Origin of the sequence: Modestobacter excelsi (genome assembly GCF_005930495.1) — a bacterium.
Taxonomy (GTDB): domain Bacteria; phylum Actinomycetota; class Actinomycetes; order Mycobacteriales; family Geodermatophilaceae; genus Modestobacter; species Modestobacter excelsi.
In genome coordinates this window covers 1-475 of record NZ_SJEX01000164.1, presented here as the reverse complement: position 1 = coordinate 475, position 475 = coordinate 1, and the positions used below count along the sequence as shown (strand labels likewise).

Annotated in this window: 1 pseudogene; it reads right to left on the bottom strand. The window is 67.2% G+C overall.

The window, feature by feature from the left end:
• A pseudogene (locus tag FHL80_RS25050) lies at window positions 1–448 on the bottom strand (hypothetical protein); the annotation flags it as partial.
• Window positions 449–475 lie beyond the last annotated feature (27 nt).

The window sequence follows — 475 nt, the reverse complement described above, 5'->3', positions numbered from 1 at the left end:
GCACCAGCGCGTGGCTGGGAGCCACGCCGGCATCGCCGTCGCGGAAGCCCTTCCAGCCGCAGGATTCGATCATCCAGGCCGCCGAGACCTTGCGCTTGTCGTCCTGCTCGGCCGGGAACACCGGCAGGTCGGGGAAATGCTGCAGCAGCACGTCGACCTGCTCCAGCGGCAGCACCGGGTTCTTGAAGAAGCTGCCGGCATTGCCGAGTACCTCCGGGTCGGGCAGCTTGCGGCGGCGGATCGCGATCACCGCATTGGCCACGTCCACCGCGCCCGGCAGCACCACGCCCTGCGCCTGCAGCTCTTCGCGGATGCCGGCGTAGTCCATGCGCAGGTCGTGCAGCAGTGGCAGTTTCAGTTCGATGGCGGTGATCAGGTAGCGATCGGGCTGTTGCTTGAACACGCTGTCGCGGTAGGCGAAACCACACTGTTCGTTATCCAGGCGCACCCAGGCCTGCTCCTGGCAGTCCCAGGC